Origin of the sequence: Georgenia satyanarayanai (assembly GCF_023715365.1) — a bacterium.
Taxonomy (GTDB): domain Bacteria; phylum Actinomycetota; class Actinomycetes; order Actinomycetales; family Actinomycetaceae; genus Oceanitalea; species Oceanitalea satyanarayanai_B.
In genome coordinates this window covers 329629-344134 of the sequence record NZ_JAMBNZ010000001.1, presented here as the reverse complement: position 1 = coordinate 344134, position 14506 = coordinate 329629, and the positions used below count along the sequence as shown (strand labels likewise).

Sequence of the window (14506 nt, the reverse complement as noted above, 5' to 3'; positions counted from 1 at the left end):
TCGGTGCCGTGACGAGGATCGTGTCCGGGGCGTCGGGCGGACGCACGCTCACCGTCCCCAAGGGGGCCACGCGCCCGACGAGCGAGCGGGTGCGCGAGGCGCTGTTCTCGCGGTTGGAGCACCTGGGCGTCGTCGACGGCGCCCGCGTCCTGGACCTGTACGCCGGCTCCGGAGCGCTGGGGCTGGAGGCCGCCAGCCGTGGCGCCGCGGGCGTCACGCTCGTCGACTCCGCGAAGCCCGCCGCCGCCGCCTGCCGGAGCAACGTCGCCGCGCTCGGGCTGCGGGACACCGCCGTCGTCGTCGCCGGCACCGCCCGTGGCTACCTCATGGGCGCGCCGAGCACCGCCTACGACCTCGTCCTCGTCGACCCGCCCTACGACGTCACCGAGACCGACCTCGGGGACGTGCTCGCCGCCCTCACGGCGTGGCTGGCGCCGGACGCCGTCGTCGTCGTCGAGCGCTCGCGCCGCAGCCCCGAGCCGACGTGGCCACCCGCCCTCGAGCGCACCGACGAGCGCCGCTACGGCGACACGACACTGTGGTTCGCCTCCACCGCGCCTGGCCAGGAGCCGGTTACGGTGACCGACATGGGCGAGCGAGCGGGGGAGCAGCGATGAGCCTGGCCGTCTGCCCCGGCTCCTTCGACCCCGTGACCCTCGGGCACCTCGACGTCGTGCGCCGCGCGCGCGGCATGTTCGACGAGGTCGTCCTCGCCGTCGCGCACAACTCCCGCAAGACCTCGCTCTTCCCGCTCGCGCAGCGCGTCGCGCTCGCCCGCGCGGCGACCGAGGGCCTGGACGTGCGCGTGGACGTCGTGGACGGGCTGCTCGCCGACTACTGCCGCCGCGTCGGTGCCAGCGCCGTCGTCAAGGGCCTGCGGGGCGGGGCCGACTTCGACGCCGAACAGCCCATGGCCCTGATGAACCGGCACCTGTCCGGCATCGAGACGGTCTTCCTCGTCGGCGACGGCGCGCTCGCGCACGTCGCCTCCTCCCTCGTCAAGGACGTCGCCCGCCACGGCGGCGACGTCTCCGACCTCGTCCCACCCGCCGTTGCGCACGCCCTGCGCGAGGCTTTCCCCCACCCTGGAGAACCGCAATGACCGCCCCCGCCGAGGACCACGACGGCGCCTCGCTCATCGCCATCCTCGACGAGCTCACCTCGCTCGTCACCGAGGCCCGGCAGATGCCGATGTCCGCGTCCGTGCTCGTCAACCGTGCGGAGGCGCTCGACCTCATCGCCGCGGCCAAGGGCGTCGTGCCGGGGGAGATCCAGGCCGCCGACGACGTCCTCACCGGCGCGGAGGACGTCCTCGCCGAGGCGCGGGAGCGGGCGGCGCGCCTCCTCCAGGAGGCCGAGGAGCAGGCCGAGCGGCTCATCGCGCAGGAGAACGTCGTCGAGATGGCCGGTCAGCGTGCCGAGCAGATCATCACGGCCGCGGAGGAGCGGGCCGCCGAGCTCGCCAGGGGCGCCAACGACTACTGCGACCGCCAGCTGGCCCAGTTCGAGATCGACCTCGGCGCGATCGCCAAGCAGGTCCGCGCCGGCCGCGACCGCCTCGCGACGACGGACCCGGCGCCGGGGTCCTGACCCCGCCCGCCGCCGTCGGCAAGTGCTCGCGGTGTCGGCCACCTCACCACGTCGGGGAGGAGGGGGTGAGGTAGCGTGGAGCGGCTGCGGGCTGGCCCGCGGCTCGCAGTCTCGCCGTCTCACCAGGAGTGACCATGGACTCTCGATCACCGTTCGTGATCAGCACCCACGACCTCGCGCGCCAGCCGGGGACGCTGCGGACGGTGGAGCGCGCGGTCCCCGCTCCCGAGGACTTCGGCACCGCCGTCATGCGGGTCGTGCCGACCTCCGACATCCGGCTGGACCTGCGCCTCGAGGCCGTCATGGAGGGCGTGCTCGTCTCCGGTGACGTCGCCGTCGAGCTCCAGGGCGAGTGCTCCCGCTGCCTGCGTGAGATCACCGAGTCGCGCACCATCGAGGTGAGCGAGCTCTTCTTCTACCCCGGCGCCCGCGCGGCCGCCCTCGCCGACGGCGACGAGGAGGCCGAGGACATGCTCGAGCTCGAGGGCGAGCTGCTCGACCTCGAGCCGGTCGTGCGCGACGCCGTCGTCACGGCGATGCCCTTCCGCCCGCTGTGCGAGCCGAGCTGCGCCGGCCTGTGCGCCGGCTGCGGCGAGCGGCTCGACGACCTGCCCGCCGACCACGAGCACGTGGACCTCGACCCCCGCTGGGCGGCGCTCGCAGGCCTGGCCGCCGACGACGCCGCGGACGGGACCGACGGCGAGGCACGCTGATGGGCCGGAAGGTGGCCGCCGGCCCGGCCCGTGACGACGTCGACGTGCTCCTCGAGCGGCTCGGCATCCACATCGACCCCGAGCTGCTCGTCCTGGCCCTCACCCACCGCTCCTTCGCCCACGAGGCGGGCGGCATCCCCACCAACGAGCGCCTGGAGTTCCTCGGGGACACGGTGCTCGGGCTCGTCGTCACCGAGCGGCTCTACCGCGCCAACGCCGGGACCGCCGAGGGCGACCTCGCCCGCATGCGCGCCGCGACCGTGAGCCAGCGCGCGCTGGCCGGGGTCGCGCGCGAGCTCGGCCTCGGCGACTTCATCCTCCTCGGGCGCGGCGAGCTGGTGACCGGCGGGCGCGAGAAAGACTCGATCCTCTCCGACACCGTCGAGGCCCTCATCGGCGCCGCCTACCTGTGCAACGGCCTCGAGCCCACCCGCGCGATGATCGAACGGCTCGTCGCCGGCCTCCTCGCGCAGGCCGCGACGCTCGGCGCGGGGCTGGACTGGAAGACGAGCCTCCAGGAGCTCGTCGCCTCCCGCGGTCTGCCGTCCCCGACCTACCAGGTCGTCGGCACCGGGCCGGACCACGCGCGCAGCTTCACCGCCACCGTCATCGTCGCCGAACAGGCCTGGGGCACCGGCTCCGGCACGGCGAAGAAGGTCGCCGAGCAGCAGGCCGCGGAGGACGCCTACGCCCGGCTCCTCGCCGAGAGCGCCTGAGGCGCCCGTGCCTGAGCTGCCCGAGGTCGAGACCGTCCGCGACGGGCTGGCCCGGCACGTGCTCGGCCGGCGGGTGCAGGGCGTCCTCGTCCACCACCCCCGGGCGGTGCGCCGGCACGCGGGCGGGGCGCTCGACCTGCCCGGGCGGCTCGCGGGGCGCACCCTGTCCGCGGCGGTGCGCCGCGGAAAGTACCTGTGGCTCGTGCTCGACGACGAGCCCGGCGAGGCCCTGCTCGTCCACCTCGGCATGAGCGGCCAGCTCCTCGTGCGCCGTGAGGACACGGCGGCGATCACCCTGCCCCCGCCGGAGCACCTCGTCCACCCACCGGCGGCGAGCCCCGCTGCCGCCGACAGCCCGGCTCCTCCGGCCGCGCGTCCACCCACCGCAGCCCCCGGCGTCCCGCCCGACCCCACCCGCCACCTGCGCGTCTCCCTCGACCTCGACGACGGCGCCCGGCTCTGGTTCGTCGATCAGCGCACCTTCGGCCACCTGCTCGTCGCCGACCTCGTCCCGACGGCGGACGGCGGGCCGGGCGGGCACGGCTCACCGGTCCCCGCGCTGCCCGAGCCCGCGGCGCACATCGCCCGCGACCCGCTCGACCCGGACCTCGACCGCGCCGCCCTCGCCCGCCGGCTGCGGCAGCGCCGGACCGAGGTCAAGCGCGCCCTGCTCGACCAGTCGCTCGTCTCCGGCATCGGCAACATCTACGCCGACGAGGCGCTGTGGCGTGCGCGCCTGCACCCGCGGCGCGCGGCCGACCGCCTCACCCAGCGCGCCGCGCTCGAGCTCCTCGACGCGGCCGAGGCCGTCATGCGCGAGGCCCTCGCGGCCGGGGGCACGTCCTTTGACGCGCTCTACGTCGACGTCGAGGGGGCGAGCGGCTACTTCGCACGGTCGCTGGACGCCTACGGCCGTGCGGGCGAGCCGTGCCGGCGCTGCGGCACGCCCATGCGCCGCGAGTCCTTCATGGGCCGGTCCTCGACCTTCTGCCCGCGCTGCCAGCGACCCTCGCGCGGCTGACCGGCGGCGGCGCGGCCGGCCGGCTGGCCGTACCCGCGAGTCGACGCGCGTAGGTGTGCACTTCTGGACCTCAGAGGTCCAGGAAGCCACACCTAGTCGGGAGGGACCGGCCGTCGGCCGGCACTACACCCCGGCCGCCTCGCGCTGCTCCTGCCCGGCCGCGAAGCGGAAGCCCGCCATGAGCCGCTGGAGCTCGTCGGCGAACACCGACAGCTCCCCGGCGGCCCGCTGGGACTCCTCCACCGAGCCGGTGGTCGTCTCGGCCGCGCGCGCGACGTCGACGATGCTCTCCGCGATCTGGCTCGAGCCCGAGGCGGACTCACCCAGCCCGCGGTTCATCTCGTTGGTCGTGAGCGTCTGCTCCTCGACCGCCGCGGCGATGGACATCTGGTACTCGTGCAGCTGGCGCATGACGCCCTCGACCTCGGTGATCGCGCTCACCGCCTCGCGGGTGTCGCCCTGGATGGCCTCGACCTTGCGGGCGATGTCCTCCGTCGCCTTGGCCGTCTCCTGGGCGAGCTCCTTGACCTCCCCGGCGACGACGGAGAAGCCCTTGCCCGCGGCGCCTGCCCGCGCGGCCTCGATGGTCGCGTTGAGGGCGAGGAGGTTGGTCTGCTCGGCGATGGAGGTGATGACGCTGACGACCTCGCTGATCGCGCGGCTCGACTCGCCCAGCCGGGCGACGGTCGCCGTCGTGGTCCCGACGGCGGTGACGGCCTGCTGCGCGACGGTCGCCGACTCGCCGGCGTTGTGGGCGATCTCGCTGATCGAGGCGCCCATCTGCTCGGCGCCGGTCGCGACGGTCCGGACGTTGCGGGACACCTCCGCGGCGGTCGAGGCGACGACGCCCGCCTGGGTCGCCGAGCTGTGCGCCCCCGCCGCGATGTCCTCGGAGAGGCGTCCGATGCGGCCGCTCATCGCGGTCAGGCCGTCCGAGCGGCCGGCGACGGCGGCCATCGCCGTGCCGATCGAGGCGAGGGCACTGTTGAGCGAACGGCCCATGCGGCCCACCTCGTCGTCGGAGCGCACGTCCATGCGGGCGGTGAGGTCGCCGTCGGCGACGGCGGCGAGGACGTCGACGGCGTGCCCGAGCGGGCGGGTGATGCTGCGGACGATCCACCACGCGACGGCGGTCGCGAGCGCACCGGCCGCGAGGACGAGGATGAGCATCATGACGAGGAAGCCGCTGGCGATGCCGCGGGCCTCGGTCGTCTCGACCGCGTTCATCTGCTCCTCGAGGTCGATGAGGACGTTGATGGAGTCCAGCCACGAGATGAACAGCGGCTTGGCCTGCTCGGTGAGGACGGTGAGTGCGGCGGCCTCGTCGCCCGCACGCTTGAGGGCCACGACCTCCTCGACGACGGGCATCGTCTCAGCCTCGACGCGTTCGATCTCGGCCATGGCGGCGACCTCGGCGTCGGTGACGAGCGCAGGGTCGGCGAACAGCTGCGCCATCGGGCCGGCCGAGTCGCTGTAGTCGGCGGCGAGGGACGCGATGAGGGCGACCTCGGTGCCCACCTGGTCGGCGTCGCGCGCGAGCACGACATCGCGCAGCGCGATGGCACGGTCGTGGACGCTGCCGCGGAAGTTGATGGCGTGGCGCTGCTTGACGCCGTTGACGTCGTTGACGGTCGTGAGGCGCTCCTCGATCTGGTGCACCCGGCTCACGCCGACCCCGGCGACGACCACCGTGGTGAGCATGACGAGGACGAAACCGAGCGCGAGCCGGCGTCCGACGGTCAGGGAGAGGCGGTTCATGAGGTGCTCCGATGGTGAAGGGTGCGCACGTGCGTCCCCCGAGCACTCCCATCGGCAGGACGGCGGCGACGTTGAGCGGTCGGCGGTGACCGGACCCCTCAGAGCAGACGCCGCGCCAGCGCCCGCCGCACGGCGGTGAAGGGCGGTCGGACAGCGCCGAGCGTGTCCGGCAGGAGCGGCTTGCGCACCACCGGCTTGGCGTGGCTGAAGGCTCGCACCGAGGCCTCCCCGTGGTAGGCGCCCGTCCCGGAGGCACCGACGCCGCCGAAGGGCAGGGACGGCATCGAGGCCTGGACGAGCGGCACGTCGAAGCCCACCGCTCCGGACGACGTCTCCCGCAGCAGGCGGGCGCGCACTCCTTCGTCGGCGGTGAAGGCGTACAGCGCGAGCGGCTTGTCGCCGTGGCGGACGTGCGCGATCGCGGCGTCGAGGTCGGGCACCGGGACGATCGGCAGGACGGGGCCGAAGATCTCCTCGGCCATGACGGGGGAGTCGGGGGTGACGTCGGCGAGCACGGTCGGGGGCACGTAGCGCCCGGCCACGTCCGCCTCCCCGCCGACGACGACGCGCGCGCCGGCCGCGACCGACTCGCTCACCATCCGGTCCAGGCGCGCCGCGTGCTCGCTCGTGACCATGCGCCCGAAGTCCGGGCTGGCGGCGGGGTCGGTGCCGTACATCGCGCGGATCTCCCGGGCGAGGAGCGGCTCCAGGGCGCGGGCGACGTCGGGCGGCGCGAGGAGGTAGTCCGGCGCGACGCAGGTCTGGCCGGCGTTGACGAGCTTGCCCCACGCGATGCGCCGGGCCGCGGCGGGCAGGTCGGTGGTCGCGTCGACCCACGCGGGGGACTTCCCGCCGAGCTCGAGGGTGACGGGCGTGAGGTGCTCGGCCGCCGCCGCCATGACGATCCGCGCGACCCTGCCGCCGCCGGTGAAGACGATGTGGTCGAAGCGCTCGCGCAGCAGCTCGGTGGTCCGGTCCGGGCCACCGGTGACGACCGCGACGCCGTCGAGGTAGCGGGGCACGAGCCGCTCGAGCACCTCGGCGGTGCGCGGCGCGAGCTCGGAAGGCTTGAGGACGGCGGTGTTGCCGGCGGCCAGCACCCCGACGAGCGGTCCGAGGAGGAGGAAGACCGGGTAGTTCCACGGCGCGATGACGAGGACGGTGCCGAGCGGCTCGAGGACGAGGGAGGCGCGGGCGGGCTGGTACTGCCACGGCACGCTCACCCGCTGCGGCGCGAGCCACCGGCGCAGGTGCTTGCGGGTGTGGCGGATCTCCTCGAGGAGCACGCCGATCTCGGTGAGGTGGCTCTCGGTGGGGGACTTGCGGAGGTCGGCGTGCAGCGCCCGCTCGATCTCCCCGGCGTTCTCGGTGAGCAGCGCGGCCATCCGGTCCAGCTGCCCCAGCCGCCACGACAGCGGGCGGGTGACGCCGCTGTCGAAGCGCTCGCGCACGCGCTGGACGACGGCGGCGGCAGTCTCGGCGGGGCCACTGGTCACCCGCCGAGCGTACGCGGGCGCGGTATTCCCGGGGCGCACCGCCGAGCCGTTGCCGTCCGCGCCGCCGGGGGCGCTAGGGTCGAGGCGTGACCGAGCAGACCCCTTCCGCGCCGCGCGACATCCGCGTCATGATCATCGACGACCACGAGGTGGTGCGACGCGGCATCGCCGAGATCGTCGACCGCTCCGAGGGTCTCACCGTCGTCGCCGAGGGAGGCTCCGTCGCCGAGACGCTGCGTCGCGCGCCGCTCGTGCGCCCCGAGATCCTCCTCGTCGACCTCCAGCTGCCCGACGGCACCGGCATCGACATCATCCGCGCGCTGCGTGAGACGGTCCCCGAGGCCCGCGCCGTCGTCCTCACCTCCTTCGACGACGACGACGCGCTCGCCGAGGCCCTCGAGGCCGGCGCCCGCGCCTACCTCCTCAAGACGGTGCGCGGCGCCGAGATCGCCGACGTCATCAAGGCCGTGGCCGCCGGCCGCACGCTCCTGGACGACCGCACCGTCACCCGCCGCCGCGCCGACCACGAAGACCCGACCGCGGACCTCACGCCCTCCGAGCGCAAGGTCCTGGAGCTCATCGGCGACGGCCTGTCCAACCGCGAGATCGGGGAGAAGCTCGGCGTCGCGGAGAAGACGGTGAAGAACCACATCACCTCGCTGCTGGCGAAGATGGGCCTCCAGCGCCGCACGCAGGTGGCCGCGTGGGTCGCCGGCCAGCGCGCGAAGGGCTGGCGCGCCTAACCCCTCTCGCCTGGTACGCACACCCGGTCGTCCGGATGCCCATCCGGCCGCCTTCCCGGAGACCGCATGGGCGTCCCAGAGGCGCGGCAGGCGCCGGGGCGCGCCCGCTCAGGTGAGCGGGACCTGCCAGGACAGCAGCGTGCCGTCGCCCGAGTCGCTGCGGCCGAGGGAGAAGGTGCCGCCGTGGCGGCGGGCGCGCACGGCGAGGTTGTCCAGCCCCGAGCGGCGCGTGGACGCGCGGTCCACGCCGACGCCGTCGTCCTCGACCTCGACGGCGACCCGCCCGTGGACTCCGGAGCCGCGGACGGTGACGCGGACCTGGACCGAGGACGCGCGGGCGTGGCGGGCCGCGTTGGCGAGCCCCTCGCGCACGACGGCGACGACGTCGTCGGCGATGTCGTCGTCCACGCGGGCGTCGAGCAGCTCGGCGGGGGAGGCGGCGAGGTCGAGCTCGCCGTCACCGTCGCGCACGAGCCGGCCGTCGACGGCGATGAGGAGGGAGGGGGCGAAGCCGAGGCCGGTGCGCGCGAGGGAGGTCTCCCGCCGCAGCCGCTCGACGAGCCCGACCGCCTCGTCCGGCTCGCGTAGGGAGTGGACGATGGACCGGATCTGCCGCACGCTCTCGTCGACGCTCGTGAGGGCGTCCTCGAGGCTCTCGGCGATCCAGGCCGTGTCCGGGTCCGCGACGGCGGTCACCCGGACCGTCTCCAGCTGCATGCCGGTGGCGAAGAGCTGCTGGACGGCGAGGTCGTGGAGGTCGCGGGAGATGCGCTGCCGTTCCTCGAAGAGGGAGGAGACGTCCTCGGCATGCCGGGCGGCCGCCAGCTCGAGCGCGACGGCGGCCTGCGCGGCGACGACCTCGGCGACCTCGAGCTCCGCGGGCGTGAACTCTGCCCCGCCCTGCAGCCGCAGGAGGATGAGCACGCCACGGCCCACGCCCTGGGACATCATCGGGGCGTACAGCGCCGGGCCGTAGCGTGCGAGCTGCGGCACGCGCAGTGCGCGGGCGCGGGACATCGAGTCGACGATCATCCCGACGCCGTTGGCCAGCACCGTGCGGGCCCGCCCCTCCGGGGGGAAGACGGCGCCGATGACGTCGTGGGCCCCCTCGCCGTCGGCGATCTCGCACATCCACGTGTCGCCCACGGAGGGCAGCACGATGAGGGCGGCGTCCGCGCGGGCCACCTCGCGGACCTTGGCGGCGATGAGCTCGAGCGCCTCCTCCTCCTCGGTGCCGGACAGGAGCCGGGTGGTGATCTCCTGGCTCACGGCCACCCAGCGCTCGCGGTCGCGGGCGTCGGCGTAGCGCTGGGCGTTGACGACGGCGACGGCGGCCGCGGAGGCGAGCTGCTCCATCGCGCGGGCGTCCTCCTCGGTGAAGCCGCCCGGCTTGTCGGCGAGGTAGAGCCGCCCGAAGACCTGCTCGCGGATGCGCACCGGCACACCGAGGAAGCCGTCCATGTGGGGATGGGCGGCGGGCCAGCCGCCGAAGGCGGGGTGGTCGGTGATGGAGTCGAGGAGGAGGTGGCCGTGGGTGGGGATCTCGGCGAAGATCCCGTGGCCGTGGGGGGCGTGGCCCAGGCGCCGCTCGGTCTCCTCGTCGACGCCGTGCTGGACGAAGGTCGCGGTGTCGCCGCGGCTGTCGAGGACCGCGATGGCCGCATAGCGCGCCTCGGTGAGACCGGCGGCGCTGTCGACGAAGCCCTTGAGGACGGCGTCGAGGTCAAGGCTCGAGGTGAGCCCGATGGCGGCGCGGAGCAGCCGGGCGCGGGCCTCTGGGTTGGGCATGACGATCCTCGCTCCCTGCGTGCGCGTGCTCACCGCGCCTCCTGTTCCACGGCCCACCGGTAGCTGGGCACGGTCCGCAGGAGGTGCTCGTGAGCTCCTCTCGCAAGCACGGTAGCCGGTCCGCCTGACGCGCCGAGCACGACGACCTCGTCCGCCGCGGCCAGCGGCGCGAGCCGGTGGGTGACGAGGAGGATGCCGCGGCCGGAGTCGCGGGCTCCGAGGAGGTCTCCGACGAGGCGGTCGGCGGTGTCCGGGTCGAGGTGCTCGCCCGGCTCGTCGAGGAGGAGCAGCGTGGCTCGGCTGGCGAGGGCGCGGGCGAGGAGGAGACGGCGGCGCTCGCCGCCGGACAGGGACGTCGCGTCGCTGTCGAGGAGGGTGTCGACGCCGTCGGGCAGGGCGGCGAGCCACTCGGCGAGTCCCGCGCGGGCGAGCAGCTCGACGGCCTCCGCGGGGCTCACGTCGCCGCGGGCGACCCGGAGGTTCTCCAGGACGGTCGTGCCGAAGACGTGCGCGTCCTCGGCGGTGAGGACGACGGCGCCGCTCACGGCCCGCCGGTCCAGCCCCGCGACGGGGGACGCACCGAGGAGGACCTCACCGCCCCGCGGCGGGAGCAGGCCCGCGAGGGTGAGGAGGAGGGTCGTCTTGCCGATCCCGCTGGGGCCGACGACGGCGACGCTGCGTCCGGGCCGCAGCTCGAGGTCCAGCCCCTCGGCCACGACGCCGGTCCGCGGCCAGCCCACCGCGAGGTCCCGGGCCCGGAGGACGGGCGGGTCGGCGGCGCGCGCTTCCTCGGCCGCAGGGTCCTCGCCCGCGCCGGTCGCGGCCCGCGGCGCGCCGGCGGCCGCCGCACGCGCGCCGTCGTCGGCCTGTCCCGCGGGGTCGCCCGCGGAGGCGCGACCCGCACCCGCGGGGTCGCCCGCGGCGCCGCGACCAGGACCCGCGCCGTCGAGCAGCTCGGTCACCCGCACGGCCGCCTCGGCGGACCGGACGAGCTGGACGGCGGCCGGCCCGAGCAGGGCGGTGCCCTCGAAGGCCGCGAGCGGGGTGAGGACGACGACAGCCAGCTCCACCGCCTCCATCGTCCCGGCCACCGTCGCGTGCACACCGAGGACGAGTGCCGCGAGGACCGCGACGCCCATGGCGAGGTGGTCGGTGCCGGCGGCCAGCGCGGCGGGGCGGGCTGCGGCGTCCTTGGCGCGGGCCAGGCGCTGCTCGGTGCCGGCGAGGGCGGCGCGGGCGCGGGGGAGGCGACCGGAGACGGTGAGCTCGGCGGCGCCCTCGACCATCGCCATCGCCCCGGCGGTCAGCTCGGTGCGCGCCCGCGCCTGGGCGAGCTCGTCGAGGCGTGCGGCCCGCACGGTGAGCAGCGGCCCCGCCACGCCGGCCAGGAGCAGGCACGCCGCGAGAACCGCGCCGATCCCGGGGTGGAGCCACGCGACGAGCGTCACCGTGCCGACCCCGACGGCGGCGGCCACCGCGGCGGGCAGCAGGGCGCGCACGACGACGTCCCCGACGGCGTCGACGTCGGCACCCGTGCGGGCGAGCACGTCCCCGCGGCGCAGCGCGGAGACGACGTCGGTGGGGGCGTCGGCGAGGGTCGTGTAGACGCGCTCGCGCAGCGTGGCCATCCCGCGCAGGGCGACGTCGTGGGACACGAGCCGCTCGACGTAGCGCATGAGGCCGCGCGCGATCCCGAAGGTCCGCACCGCCACCGAGGCGACGCCGAGCTCGAGGACCGGCGGCATCTGGGAGGCGCGGGCGATGAGCCACGCGGCGGTCGCGGACAGGCCGACGGCGCTGCCCAGCCCGGCTGTCCCGGCGAGGACGGCGAGGAGGAAGCGCCACCGGTCGAGGTCGAGGAGGCCGACGGCGCGGCGGAGCGCGCGACGCTCGGCGGGGGACAGGGGCAGCAGGCTCATGCCGCACCTCCACCGGCCGCCACAGCAGGCTCACGCGCCGAGCTGAGCACCTCGACGACGTCGTCGGCGAGCGCGACGAGCATGGGCCGGTGGGCGATGACGAGGACCGCCCGGCCCTGGTCGCGCAGCGCCGAGACGACGTCGAGGACGCGCTGCTCGGAGGCGGCGTCGAGGTGGGCGGAGGGCTCGTCGAGGACGACGAGCGCCGCCGGGTCGAGCAGCGCCCGGGTGAGGGCCACGCGCTGGCGCTGCCCGAGCGACAGCCCTGAGCCGCCCTGGCCGAGGGGCGTGTCCCAGCCCTGGGGCAGCGAGGCGAGGACCTCGTCGAGGCCGCTGGCGCGAGCCGCTGCCTCCGCGCGGCCGTCCACCTCCCCGGACTCCCCGACGACGGCGTCCGCCACCGTCCCCGGCACGAGGACCGGCCGCTGGGGCACCCAGGTGACCTGGGCGTGCCACGACGCGGGGTCGAGCCCGGCGAGGTCGACCGGCGCGCCGCCCGTGGCCGGCTCGACGAGCACCCGGCCGGTGTCGGGGCGCAGCAGCCCCAGGGCGAGCATCGCCGTCGTCGTCTTCCCACCGCCGGAGGGGCCGACGAGCGCGGTGACGCGGCCCGGCGCGACGCGCACCGACAGGCCCGCCGGGGCGACGACGTCGCGGCCGGGGGCGAGCACGCCCACGCCGTCGAGCACGAGGGCGCCGACGGTGGGGGCGGGGTCGGTGCCGGCCGGTGGCAGGGGCTGCTCGAGGACGGTGAAGGCCTGCTCGGCGGCGGCCAGGCCGTCGGCGGAGGCGTGGAACTGGGTGCCGACCTCGCGGATGGGGCGGTAGGCCTCGGGGGCGAGCATGAGGACGGCCAGCGCGGTCGTGAGGTCGAGGCCGCCGTAGACGAGCCGCATGCCCACCGTCACCGCGACGAGGGCGACGGCGATCGAGGCGAGGAGCTCGAGGACCGCGCCGGAGAGGAAGGCGACCTTGAGCGTGCTCATCGTCGTGCGCGTGTAGGCCTCACCCAGGGCCCGCACCCGGGTCCCGGGGCCGCGCTCGCGGCCGAGGGCCTTGAGGGTGCTGAGGCCGGCGAGGAGGTCGAGGAGCTGGGCGCCGAGCCGCTGCATGGCCACCAGCCGGTCCGCCGCGAAGCGCTGGGTGAGGACGCCGATGAGCCACATGAACACCGGGATGAGCGGGATCGTCCCGGCGACGATCGCCGCCGAGCCGAGGTCCAGGCCCGCGACGACGACGAGCGTCGCGGGGGTGAGCGTCGCGGCGAGGAGCAGCTGGGGCAGGTAGCGGACGAAGTAGGGCTCCAGGTCGTCCAGCCCGCGGGTGACGAGCATGACGACGTCGGTCGGCTCGCGCAGCCCCCGCGGGCCGAGGGCGACGGCGCGGGCGAGGACGCTCCCGCGCAGCTCGGCGACGACGTCGGCGGCCGCGCGGTGGGCCAGCGACTCCTGGACCACCGTGACGAGCACGCGCGCGAGGGCGACGACGGCGAACCACCCGACGAGCGGAGCCACCTCCGCCCAGCCCGCGTCGCCGTCGACCACCGGCGCGACGGCCCCGGCGACGAGGATCGCCTGCGCGACGACGAGCCCCGCCGAGGCGAGCCCGAGGACCGTGGTGAGCGCGATGTAGCGGCGCGCCGCCCGCGCGTGGCGCAGCAGCCGGGGATCGAGGGGCTTCACCTAGCCGCGACCCGCACTCGGCCCGGCGGCCGACTCGGCGCGCTCCTCGGTGGGGTGCAGCCCCTCGTCACCGACGATGTCGCTCACCCACACGCGCGTGCGGAACACCCAGTACGTCCATCCCTGGTAGCCGAGGACGACCGGCACGAAGACGAGCGCGACGATGCTCATCACGGTGAGCGTGGGCCCGGTGGCGGCGGCCTCGGCGATCGACAGGGAGAAGGCCGGGTCGATCGAGGAGGGCATGACGTTCGGGAACATCGTCGTGAAGATGAAGGCGACGGCGCCGACGATCCCCACGGTGTGGAGGGCGAAGGCCCAGCCCTCGCGGCCCCGGCGGGTGGCGGCGATGACGCCGATGAGGCTGAGGGCGGCGACGGCGGCCGGCACGAGCGTGAGGAGGGTCGTCGAGTGGAGGGCCTGGGCCCACAGCACCCACACGAGGGCGACGATCCCGGAGCCGATGGACAGGCGGTGGGCAAGGCGCGCGGCGCGCACGTGGATGGGGCCGGCCGTCTTGAGCGCGACGAAGATCGTGCCGTGGGTGAGGAACAGGCCCAGGGTGACGAGCCCGCCGAGCAGCGTGAAGGGCGTGAGGAGGGAGAGGAAGCCGCCGGTGAGCTGGTGAGTGCCGTCGACGAGCTCGATCTCCATGCCCTGGACGAGGTTGGCGAAGGCCACGCCCCAGAGGATGGAGGGAAGCCAGGAACCGAAGGTCAGTGCCCGGTCCCAGCGGTCGCGCCACACCGGGTCGTTGATCTTCGCGCGCCACTCCAGGGCGCACACGCGGACGATGAGGGCGACGAGGATGAGGAGCAGCGGCAGGTAGAAGCCGGAGAACATCGTCGCGTACCACTCGGGGAAGGCGGCGAAGGTCGCGCCGCCCGCGGTGAGCAGCCACACCTCGTTGCCGTCCCACACCGGCCCGATGGTGCGCAGCAGGACGCGGCGCTCCCGCTCGTCACGGGCGAAGGTGCGCAGGAGCATCCCGACGCCGAAGTCGAAGCCCTCGAGGGCGAGGTAGCCGGTCCACAGGACGGCGATGAGCACGAACCACAGCAGGGGCAGGTCCACGGGGGC

At 75.3% G+C, this 14506-nt stretch carries 13 protein-coding genes; 7 read left to right on the top strand and 6 right to left on the bottom strand.

Annotated elements, in window-relative coordinates:
* The first annotated feature begins 8 nt into the window (after positions 1-8).
* The 6 genes from rsmD to mutM all read left to right on the top strand — a co-directional run bounded on the left by rsmD (position 9) and on the right by mutM (position 4040).
* The gene (gene rsmD, locus M3148_RS01525) at positions 9-617 is read left to right on the top strand and encodes a 16S rRNA (guanine(966)-N(2))-methyltransferase RsmD (protein WP_251302877.1); all 609 of its coding nucleotides are present in this window, start codon (positions 9-11) and stop codon (positions 615-617) included.
* Positions 614-1102, top strand: coding sequence for a pantetheine-phosphate adenylyltransferase (gene coaD, locus M3148_RS01520; protein WP_251302876.1), 489 nt, complete (start codon positions 614-616; stop codon positions 1100-1102). The genes rsmD and coaD overlap by 4 nt, the downstream gene beginning before the upstream one ends.
* A complete protein-coding gene (locus M3148_RS01515) occupies positions 1099-1590 on the top strand; it encodes a hypothetical protein (RefSeq protein ID WP_251302875.1) in 492 nt (163 codons plus the stop codon). Before coaD ends, M3148_RS01515 begins: the two co-directional genes overlap by 4 nt.
* 134 nt (positions 1591-1724) lie before the next feature.
* Positions 1725-2303, top strand: coding sequence for a YceD family protein (locus M3148_RS01510; protein ID WP_251302874.1), 579 nt, complete (start codon positions 1725-1727; stop codon positions 2301-2303).
* The gene (gene rnc / locus M3148_RS01505; protein WP_251302873.1) at positions 2303-3019 is read left to right on the top strand and encodes a ribonuclease III; all 717 of its coding nucleotides are present in this window, start codon (positions 2303-2305) and stop codon (positions 3017-3019) included. Before M3148_RS01510 ends, rnc begins: the two co-directional genes overlap by 1 nt.
* 7 nt (positions 3020-3026) lie before the next feature.
* Positions 3027-4040, top strand: a complete 1014-nt coding sequence (gene mutM / locus M3148_RS01500) for a bifunctional DNA-formamidopyrimidine glycosylase/DNA-(apurinic or apyrimidinic site) lyase (protein WP_251302872.1) — start codon at positions 3027-3029, stop codon at positions 4038-4040.
* Between the two features lie 123 nt (positions 4041-4163).
* Here mutM and M3148_RS01495 read toward each other — a convergent pair whose 3' ends face one another.
* The gene (locus tag M3148_RS01495) at positions 4164-5798 is read right to left on the bottom strand and encodes a methyl-accepting chemotaxis protein (RefSeq protein ID WP_251302871.1); all 1635 of its coding nucleotides are present in this window, start codon (positions 5796-5798) and stop codon (positions 4164-4166) included.
* A 98-nt stretch (positions 5799-5896) separates the two neighbouring features.
* Positions 5897-7294 (bottom strand): aldehyde dehydrogenase family protein, encoded by a 1398-nt coding sequence (locus M3148_RS01490; protein ID WP_251302870.1) that lies wholly within the window; start codon positions 7292-7294, stop codon positions 5897-5899.
* Between the two features lie 128 nt (positions 7295-7422).
* On the opposite strand from M3148_RS01490, the gene M3148_RS01485 reads away from it, so the two are divergent.
* Positions 7423-8037: a response regulator gene (locus M3148_RS01485; RefSeq protein WP_251303010.1), complete on the top strand. Its 615-nt coding sequence runs from the start codon at positions 7423-7425 to the stop codon at positions 8035-8037.
* A 108-nt stretch (positions 8038-8145) separates the two neighbouring features.
* Here M3148_RS01485 and M3148_RS01480 read toward each other — a convergent pair whose 3' ends face one another.
* From M3148_RS01480 to cydB, 4 genes are read right to left on the bottom strand one after another with little or no spacing between them, the layout of a single operon-like run.
* Positions 8146-9858, bottom strand: coding sequence for a GAF domain-containing sensor histidine kinase (locus M3148_RS01480; protein ID WP_251302869.1), 1713 nt, complete (start codon positions 9856-9858; stop codon positions 8146-8148).
* The gene (gene cydC, locus M3148_RS01475) at positions 9855-11744 is read right to left on the bottom strand and encodes a thiol reductant ABC exporter subunit CydC (RefSeq protein WP_251302868.1); all 1890 of its coding nucleotides are present in this window, start codon (positions 11742-11744) and stop codon (positions 9855-9857) included. The genes M3148_RS01480 and cydC overlap by 4 nt, the downstream gene beginning before the upstream one ends.
* Positions 11741-13426: a thiol reductant ABC exporter subunit CydD gene (cydD, locus tag M3148_RS01470; RefSeq protein ID WP_251302867.1), complete on the bottom strand. Its 1686-nt coding sequence runs from the start codon at positions 13424-13426 to the stop codon at positions 11741-11743. The genes cydC and cydD overlap by 4 nt, the downstream gene beginning before the upstream one ends.
* A complete protein-coding gene (cydB, locus tag M3148_RS01465) occupies positions 13427-14500 on the bottom strand; it encodes a cytochrome d ubiquinol oxidase subunit II (protein WP_251302866.1) in 1074 nt (357 codons plus the stop codon).
* Positions 14501-14506: the final 6 nt, after the last annotated feature.

Excerpts from the sequence above, each read along its gene's own strand:
- coaD (WP_251302876.1), top strand. The coding sequence starts at position 614 with ATGAGCCTGGCCGTCTGCCCCGGCTCCTTCGACCCCGTGACCCTCGGG.
- M3148_RS01515 (WP_251302875.1), top strand. The coding sequence starts at position 1,099 with ATGACCGCCCCCGCCGAGGACCACGACGGCGCCTCGCTCATCGCCATC.
- M3148_RS01510 (WP_251302874.1), top strand. The coding sequence starts at position 1,725 with ATGGACTCTCGATCACCGTTCGTGATCAGCACCCACGACCTCGCGCGC.
- rnc (WP_251302873.1), top strand. The coding sequence starts at position 2,303 with ATGGGCCGGAAGGTGGCCGCCGGCCCGGCCCGTGACGACGTCGACGTG.
- M3148_RS01495 (WP_251302871.1), bottom strand. The coding sequence starts at position 5,798 with ATGAACCGCCTCTCCCTGACCGTCGGACGCCGGCTCGCGCTCGGTTTC.
- M3148_RS01485 (WP_251303010.1), top strand. The coding sequence starts at position 7,423 with ATGATCATCGACGACCACGAGGTGGTGCGACGCGGCATCGCCGAGATC.
- cydC (WP_251302868.1), bottom strand. The coding sequence starts at position 11,744 with ATGAGCCTGCTGCCCCTGTCCCCCGCCGAGCGTCGCGCGCTCCGCCGC.